This is a genomic window from Streptococcus orisratti DSM 15617, assembly GCF_000380105.1.
GTDB classification, from domain to species: domain Bacteria; phylum Bacillota; class Bacilli; order Lactobacillales; family Streptococcaceae; genus Streptococcus; species Streptococcus orisratti.
This window is the reverse complement of sequence record NZ_KB904509.1, coordinates 1-7,328: the sequence shown is the minus strand read 5'-3', so window position 1 is coordinate 7,328 and position 7,328 is coordinate 1. Positions and strand designations below refer to the sequence as shown.

Sequence of the window (7,328 nt, the reverse complement as noted above, 5' to 3'; positions counted from 1 at the left end):
CATCATAGAAAAATACAGGCACTCATTCTTTATTCTGAATGCCATAATTTAACATCCGTAGCTAAATCAGTAGGTTTTGTCCATCAGACAGTCCGAAACTTATTGAATCGCTATCTAAGTGGTGGCTTAGANGCCCTCTTAAAGGAAAATCGTGGTGGTCGCCGCCGCTCCTATATGACGCATGAGGAGGAAGAAGATTTCCTTAAAGAGCAACTCTCTTCTTCTTTGAATGGAGAATTCNTTACCGTTAACTCCCTCTTTAAAGCCTATCAAGAGAGAGTTGGGCAACAAGACAACCCGAGAAGGTTTCTATGCTCTCCTGAAACGTCATGGTTGGCGTAAAGTTAGCCCACGTCCCCAACATCCGAAAAAAGCAGACGCCGAAACCATTTTAGCGTCTAAAAATAAAATCTTTATTCGAGGAGAGAGTGAGTAAGCGTTTTATTAATGGAAAAGAATATCAAAAAATCCGCCTTATGTATCAAGATGAGGCGGGTTTTGGTCGTATCAGTAAACTAGGTACCTGCTGGTCCCCGAAAGGTCATAGACCTAGCGTACCTAGCATCATATTCGAGAATATCGCTATTGTTATGGAGCTGTGGATGCCCATACAGGTGACTCATTTTTCATCATAGCAGGCGGGTGTAATAGCGACTGGATGAATGAGTTTCTAGGCCAGCTATCAGCCGCTTACCCAGATGACAACATCATTTTAGTCATGGATAATGCCATTTGGCATAAATCGAAGACAGTAAATATTCCTGAGAATATAGAATTCACCTTCATTCCACCCTATACACCTGAAATGAATCCTATTGAGCAAGTCTGGGCCGAGATTCGTAAACTTGGTTTCAAGAATAAAGTATTTAGGACTTTAAATGAGGTAATCGATAAACTTGAAGAGGTTATTCAAACCTTAACTGCTTATCAACTCAAATCAATTGTACATAGAGACTGGACTTCCGCTATTTTTGATTTTAACTGAGTATAAAGTTAAGCTTGGAATGGTCGTTAAATCGAAAATCCTTTTGGTAATGACATACTTAGGTTGATAGAAATTTTCTTGACGAATAGGTAAATTGTTTGTAAAATGAAAGCGATACTAAATGAGGTGACAGATGGCTACGATAATTGACTTTTTAAACCGAAATAAGGATGTTCCTTTTTCAAAAATGCCTTTAACAGATGCGGATATACTTTGTCTTAATGAGATTGGATATATAACTTTTGGAGAAGTACTAGCTGGTGATTTTGATTTATCTAAAGAGCTGGCGCTTCATGATGTGTTGTTACGTTATGAGGAGCAAGGTCAGGAAATTCCTTATGATTTTCTTCTGACAAAAGATCGGGTTGATTTGATTAAACTCATGGTTTCTTCAAAGCGTTTTGAGGGATTATGTTTATCCAATTATGTCAATGAAATTGATGAAGCACTTGAAAAGCAATTTGCGGCTATGGTTTTCAGGCTCCCTGAAATTAATCACACCCAGATAGTTTTTCGCGGGACTGATGATAGTATGGTGGGCTGGAAAGAAGATTTTAAGTTAACATACATGAGAGAAATTCCTGCACATCGCTCCGCCATCGCCTATCTCAAAAACTATCTTAGCACTCACGAGGGGCAGGTTGTGGTTTCTGGTCATTCGAAAGGAGGAAATCTTGCGGTTTATGCGACAAGTCACCTTCCTTTAGAATTTCAAGAAAAGATTACATGTGTTTACATGCTAGATGCTCCAGGGCTACAAACTTCCGTTTTAAAATCGCAAAGTTATCAAGCGATTCGCAGTCGGATTAAGGGGATTCGGCCTGAAGAATCTATTGTTGGTGTGATGCTTGAAATTGATGTTCCTCAAGAGATAGTTGCTAGTAATTCTTTCGGTGTTTTTCAACATGCAGCTACGAATTGGCAGGTCGATGAACTTACTGGTAACTATGTTCTTGCTGAAAAACCAACGGAGCTTAGCTTGAATTTGCAACAAACTTTCAAACAATGGACAGATGAATTGAGTAGTCAAGAATTGAAACTGCTTTTTGATACACTGTTTGATACCTTAATTGGAAGTGGCATCACTAGCTTAAATGATGTCAGTGGACTTAACTTGAATTCAGCAAGCAAATTTTTAAACGCCATAGGGAATTTTCGCTCAGTGGATGATAGGAAAAAGAATTTAATGAGTAAGTCAATACGCCTCCTCTTTGATACGTTTACAGGGCATTTTAAGTTTAAAAGATTAGAAACACCAAAAATTTCTCTCACAGATTTAAAAAGTAGACTCGACAAAAAATAGGCTTGAATAGCCTATTTTTTAACATTTAATGTTTACTGTCAAAGAAAAATACTTCTAACATTCAATAAAAATCATCAACTTAAGCCAATAATATCTAGGTCTGATTTTTGAGGACTGTAAATCAGATAGCTTTCTCACTCAATCTTAGTAATGTTTCCCTTGGCAATAGCCAGAAATGTGTAACTCATCAAAACGCCGGCTCCAAACCATATTAAAAAGTGATAGGGGTGAAAAAGTATTCTCCAAAAGTTCCCGCCGTCTTGGAGATAGTCCAAGAAAGAAGAAATAAGGTGCATAAGAGGACCATAGATGATTGCTTGGACTCTGGCACGTTTTGTCATTTTTTGGATAAGTTTTTCATAGTCATCGTCACCACATTCAAGAAGGTGAAAACCATCAGTTTGACTCAGAACATAAAGCGGAATGACAAAAATAAAGACAAAGAAGTTCGTTCCTAAAAGTGCCCAGGCCACGAATTGAGGATAACTTAATATAAAACAAAATGCTATAAAAGTTTGAATGAAAATGTACCACCAGACAAGGAGAAATAGCCGATTCCCCAAACGATTGACATGTTGTTCACGATACTCATCAAGTTCACCAGAAATACCATAAAAATGTTTGATTAGAATCGTCCAGAAAGATTTTTTCTTCACGATTTACGCCTTCCTTCTTTGTTATCAAAATGATGGTGTTTAACCCATAAGTCTAAGTATAAGCTAACTAAACCATAAATTAATGCAACTAGGATATCTAAACCAATTATCAAATATGCAGAAGTGACGGTTAGCAGCTTTGTGTATTGAGCTAGAATGTAGCCAAGTAGAAGAACAAGAAAAAATAGTGGAATTACCCATTTGCCAACTCTATTTAAGTGATATTGCCAATATGCTGCACGTTTTATAGAAAGGCTATAAAATTTATCCTTTAAAGTCATCTTTTTTCTCCTCTTTTGAAAATTTTTGATACCTTCCCTTGTATTGTAGCCAGCTGATAAGAGATAGATACAAACCAAGCGAGAAGCTGGAGAAAAAGCTAAAAGGTTTTAATTGAAAATCTTTAATACCAAGCAAGAGACTGACTTGATTTTGGAATAGGACTAAGATTGTTAGGACGATACTCAGACTGATGAAATAAAAAAGAACAAAACGTTTGATTTTTCGATTATCTTTCCGTTTAAAATCCTCTTTGGTAAAATAACTGTGCAGGTTAGCTTTTTCAAAAATTTGGGAAGAAGAAATCACAACAATGAGATAAGTAAAGTATAAATAAATAACAGCTGGTATATAAATAAGAGAAATATCGAAAGTATTCTGAATTGAAGCCATGAGTGTTCCTATGAATAGAAGTACTAGCCAGAATGCAATTCCTATCTTTAAATTTCGATAAAAGCGATTGAGGCAGGAGGATTGTTCAGTAGAAAAGTCGTCAATTGCATAAAGCCATTTAAAACATTTTGTCATGATATGTTATCTTCCTTATTTTTGTTTTCTTTTCGCGAGTTCCAAAAGAGGCAGTTGAGATCAGTTTCTAAAGTTTCTGCTAACTTGATGCAGAGATCAAGAGAGGGATTATATTTGTCGTTTTCAATGAGATTTACAGTTTGCCTAGCCACGCCAATCTTTTTAGAAAGGGCGAGTTGTGATAAGCCCAGAGCTATACGAAATTCCCTGACATGATTCATGTTAACTCTCCTTTCAAAATATTATTTATAGATAATTAGCATTGACAAGGAAATAGATTTTTTAAAATATCTTATACTATTAGTATAGTACATTAGATATAAAATGTCAATTATAAATGACACTGAAATTTTATCATCTTTTTAATTTGGCATCTAAGTGATTGTTGAAAAAGTTAATCTTATTAGCGTCATTAGTTGATTTTTGGTATAATATAGCTAATTGAGTTTTCTAGAAAAGGGTAAATAATGAATATTCAACAATTGCGTTATGTGGTGGCTATTGCAAATAGTGGAACTTTTCGAGAAGCAGCGTCCAAGTTGTTTGTTAGCCAACCGAGTTTATCAGTAGCCGTGCGAGAGTTAGAGAAAGAACTTGGTTTTTTGATTTTTACACGAACAACGACTGGAACTGTCTTGACTTCTCAGGGAATGGCCTTTTATGAAAAGGCTTTGGAGGTGGTTAAGGGGTTTGATTCTTTTGAACGACAGTTCTCCCAGTACCAAGCTGAAAATAAGGAATTTTCAGTAGCTAGTCAACATTATGATTTTTTACCTCCGCTTATTACAGCATTTTCAAAAGTTTATCCAGAGGAGAAAAATTTTCGGATTTTTGAATCAACAACGATTCGTATTTTAGATGAGGTGGCTCAAGGGGATAGTGAACTGGGAATTATTTATCTCAACAATCAAAACCGTAAAGGCCTCCTACAGCGGATGGAGAAGTTAGATTTAGAATACGTCGAACTTATTCCGTTTCAAACTCATATCTACCTTGGACAGCAGCATCCTTTGGCAAAAAAAGAGAGTTTAGTAATGTCTGATCTTTTAGGATACCCAACGGTTCGTTTTACACAGGAAAAGGACGAGTATCTGTACTATTCTGAAAATCTTGTAGATACCACAGAAAGCCCTCGAATTTTCAATGTTACTGACAGGGCGACTTTAAATGGTATTTTAGAGAGAACAGATGCCTATGCAACGGGGTCAGGATTTCTAGATAGTCGAAGTGTTAATGGTATTACAGTTATTCCATTAGCAGATGATTTGGATAATAAGATGGTTTATATCAAACGTCATGATAAAAACTTGACAGCTAGTGCACTTAAATTTATAACGGTCATGACAAATTATTTTGCTAAATATAACCCACAAAATGTTCAAGAGTCGGATTAGAAAGTGATTGAAAACGAAATGAGAAAAATTTATTTCCCGCTTGCTGGTCTCCTACTTGTTGTACTTGATCAGTTTAGCAAGTATTGGATTGTTAAGAATATTTCACTTGGCGAAGTCCGTCCATTTTTACCAGGGATTTTCAGTCTTACTTATCTTCAGAATAATGGTGCGGCTTTTTCAATGCTCCAAGATCAGCAGTGGCTGTTTGCCATTATCACTTTTATCGTGGTTGGTTTTGCAGTTTATTACTTTGTCAAGCATATCAAGGGGAGTTTCTGGCTTCTCTTTGGTCTCTTGCTTATCATATCTGGTGGCTTAGGAAATTTTATTGACCGCTTACGGCTGGGTTATGTTGTGGATATGGTGCATCTGGATTTTATGGATTTTGCAATCTTTAATCTAGCAGATGCCTATCTATCAGTTGGAGTAGTGATACTTTTCATTGCTTTGTGGAAAGAGGAGGAAAATGGAGTTAATCATTAAGGACAGTGGGAATCGTCTTGACAAAGCCCTAGCTGATTTGACAACCTTGTCAAGGTCTCAGGCAAATGAAGAGATAAAAAAAGGCACCGTTTTGGTCAATGGCAAAGCTGCTAAAGCCAAATACGCTGTTAAAGTTGGAGATGTTATTACTTACGAAATTCCAGAAGATGAGATTCTGGATTATGAGGCAGAAAATATTCCACTTGATATTATCTATGAAGACGAAGATGTAGCAGTTATCAATAAACCACAAGGTATGGTTGTCCATCCAGCTGCAGGACATACCTCAGGTACTTTGGTTAATGCGTTAATGTATCATATCAAGGATTTATCCACAATCAACGGAGTTGTGCGTCCAGGAATTGTTCACCGAATTGATAAAGATACTTCTGGACTTTTGATGATTGCTAAAAATGATATTTCCCACAAGGCTCTGGCAGAAGAACTCAAGGATAAAAAGTCTTTGAGGAAATATCTTGCCATCGTTCATGGGAATTTGCCAAATGATCGGGGAATGATTGAAGCTCCTATAGGTCGTAGTGAAAAAGATCGTAAAAAACAGGCAGTAACAGCCAAGGGCAAGGAAGCAGTGACACGTTTTCAAGTGTTGGAGCGCTTTGGAAATTATACATTGGTCGAACTTACCCTAGAAACGGGTCGAACCCATCAAATTCGTGTACATATGGCCTATATCGGACATCCTGTTGCAGGAGACCCTCTATACGGACCTCGAAAAACACTCAAGGGCCAAGGGCAGTTTCTTCATGCTCGGACTCTTGGGTTTACTCATCCAAGGACGGGGGAGGTTATGACATTCACGGCAGAAGCGCCAGCCATTTTTCAAGAAAGACTTGAAGAACTTCGTCAACATAATTAATCAATTCAACAAGAAAAGAACAAGCTTGAGGAACGAAAATAGAAACAGTATCTAAAAGAGTTTGATAAAAAAAGAGGCTAGGTATATGATTCCAGCCTCTCTTTGATTTATTAAAAAAGTCTAGTTTTAAGACCAGACCTAGTGTTTTAATGATGAAATAACAGATGACACAACTGAGGTGACCACAAGACTCAACAAAATGGCTAAAGTAAAAGCCCATAGTGATGAGAGGTTGATGGTAAGTAGTAAGAAAGCAAATATTACCGTCAGAATGGCAAAACAAGCGATTCGAGTAAAAAAGAGTAGTTCGCGTAGTTTAATACTATCATTGTCAGCCTCTTGGAATTCATGGAATTTAGGACTAACTGTCTCTGAATGCTTTTCATTATCAAACTGCTGTGGTTGTTTTAATGGTGCTGGCATAGTCCTCTCCTTTTAGAATTCTCCACCATCATATCACAAAAGTATTAATTTGTCACCTATTTTTAAAAATTCTTTCTTTTTCCTAAATTCTCAAAGTAAGTTCTAGTCTAACACCAAAACTGGAAATTAGACTGAGACAAAAAAATAAGGTAGAACTTACTATGGGACAAGTTGGTAACTGACAATGAAAAACAAACACTTAACTCTCTCTGATCGCAACGATATTCAAATAGGAATTGAACAACTTAAGCCCTTCTCAGCTATAGCTGCTAAGTTAGGAAAAGACCCGTCCACAATCTCAAAAGAAGTTCGCAGAAATCGAGTGGTTAAAGAAAATTCTGTGACATCTAATTGTGAGGCCTGCCCTCTACTTAAAAAGGCTCCTTACGTTTGTAATGCC

Annotated in this window: 10 protein-coding genes and 1 pseudogene; 6 read left to right on the top strand and 5 right to left on the bottom strand. The window is 36.8% G+C overall.

The window, feature by feature from the left end; translation table 11 throughout:
- Positions 1-985, top strand: a pseudogene (locus A3I7_RS13815) (IS630 family transposase); the annotation flags it as partial.
- A gap of 133 nt (positions 986-1,118) precedes the next feature.
- Positions 1,119-2,288, top strand: coding sequence for an Mbeg1-like protein (locus A3I7_RS0110545; RefSeq protein WP_018376728.1), 1,170 nt, complete (start codon positions 1,119-1,121; stop codon positions 2,286-2,288).
- A gap of 134 nt (positions 2,289-2,422) precedes the next feature.
- On the opposite strand, the gene A3I7_RS13435 is transcribed toward A3I7_RS0110545, so the two are convergent.
- Genes A3I7_RS13435 through A3I7_RS0110525 form a run of 4 tightly spaced genes read right to left on the bottom strand, consistent with a single transcriptional unit; the run spans position 2,423 to position 3,972 of the window.
- Positions 2,423-2,944 (bottom strand): DUF3278 domain-containing protein, encoded by a 522-nt coding sequence (locus A3I7_RS13435; RefSeq protein WP_018376727.1) that lies wholly within the window; start codon positions 2,942-2,944, stop codon positions 2,423-2,425.
- Complete coding sequence (locus tag A3I7_RS0110535) at positions 2,941-3,225, bottom strand: hypothetical protein (RefSeq protein WP_018376726.1); 285 nt, start codon at positions 3,223-3,225, stop codon at positions 2,941-2,943. Before A3I7_RS0110535 ends, A3I7_RS13435 begins: the two co-directional genes overlap by 4 nt.
- Complete coding sequence (locus A3I7_RS0110530) at positions 3,209-3,751, bottom strand: hypothetical protein (RefSeq protein WP_018376725.1); 543 nt, start codon at positions 3,749-3,751, stop codon at positions 3,209-3,211. The genes A3I7_RS0110535 and A3I7_RS0110530 overlap by 17 nt, the downstream gene beginning before the upstream one ends.
- Positions 3,748-3,972 carry a helix-turn-helix transcriptional regulator gene (locus A3I7_RS0110525; RefSeq protein WP_018376724.1) on the bottom strand — a complete coding sequence of 75 codons (225 nt, stop codon included), beginning with the start codon at positions 3,970-3,972 and terminating at the stop codon, positions 3,748-3,750. The genes A3I7_RS0110530 and A3I7_RS0110525 overlap by 4 nt, the downstream gene beginning before the upstream one ends.
- Positions 3,973-4,218: 246 nt before the next feature.
- On the opposite strand from A3I7_RS0110525, the gene A3I7_RS0110520 reads away from it, so the two are divergent.
- The 3 genes from A3I7_RS0110520 to A3I7_RS0110510 are packed head-to-tail and all read left to right on the top strand — an operon-like array spanning position 4,219 to position 6,505.
- Positions 4,219-5,145, top strand: a complete 927-nt coding sequence (locus tag A3I7_RS0110520) for a LysR family transcriptional regulator (RefSeq protein ID WP_018376723.1) — start codon at positions 4,219-4,221, stop codon at positions 5,143-5,145.
- Between the two features lie 18 nt (positions 5,146-5,163).
- Positions 5,164-5,628 (top strand): signal peptidase II, encoded by a 465-nt coding sequence (gene lspA, locus A3I7_RS0110515; protein ID WP_026217229.1) that lies wholly within the window; start codon positions 5,164-5,166, stop codon positions 5,626-5,628.
- A complete protein-coding gene (locus A3I7_RS0110510) occupies positions 5,612-6,505 on the top strand; it encodes an RluA family pseudouridine synthase (RefSeq protein ID WP_018376721.1) in 894 nt (297 codons plus the stop codon). The genes lspA and A3I7_RS0110510 overlap by 17 nt, the downstream gene beginning before the upstream one ends.
- 138 nt (positions 6,506-6,643) lie before the next feature.
- On the opposite strand, the gene A3I7_RS0110505 is transcribed toward A3I7_RS0110510, so the two are convergent.
- Positions 6,644-6,928 (bottom strand): DUF3270 family protein, encoded by a 285-nt coding sequence (locus A3I7_RS0110505; RefSeq protein ID WP_018376720.1) that lies wholly within the window; start codon positions 6,926-6,928, stop codon positions 6,644-6,646.
- 184 nt (positions 6,929-7,112) lie between these two features.
- On the opposite strand from A3I7_RS0110505, the gene A3I7_RS0110500 reads away from it, so the two are divergent.
- The coding region (locus tag A3I7_RS0110500; RefSeq protein ID WP_018376719.1) for a helix-turn-helix domain-containing protein at positions 7,113-7,328 on the top strand (216 nt) is incomplete at its 3' end.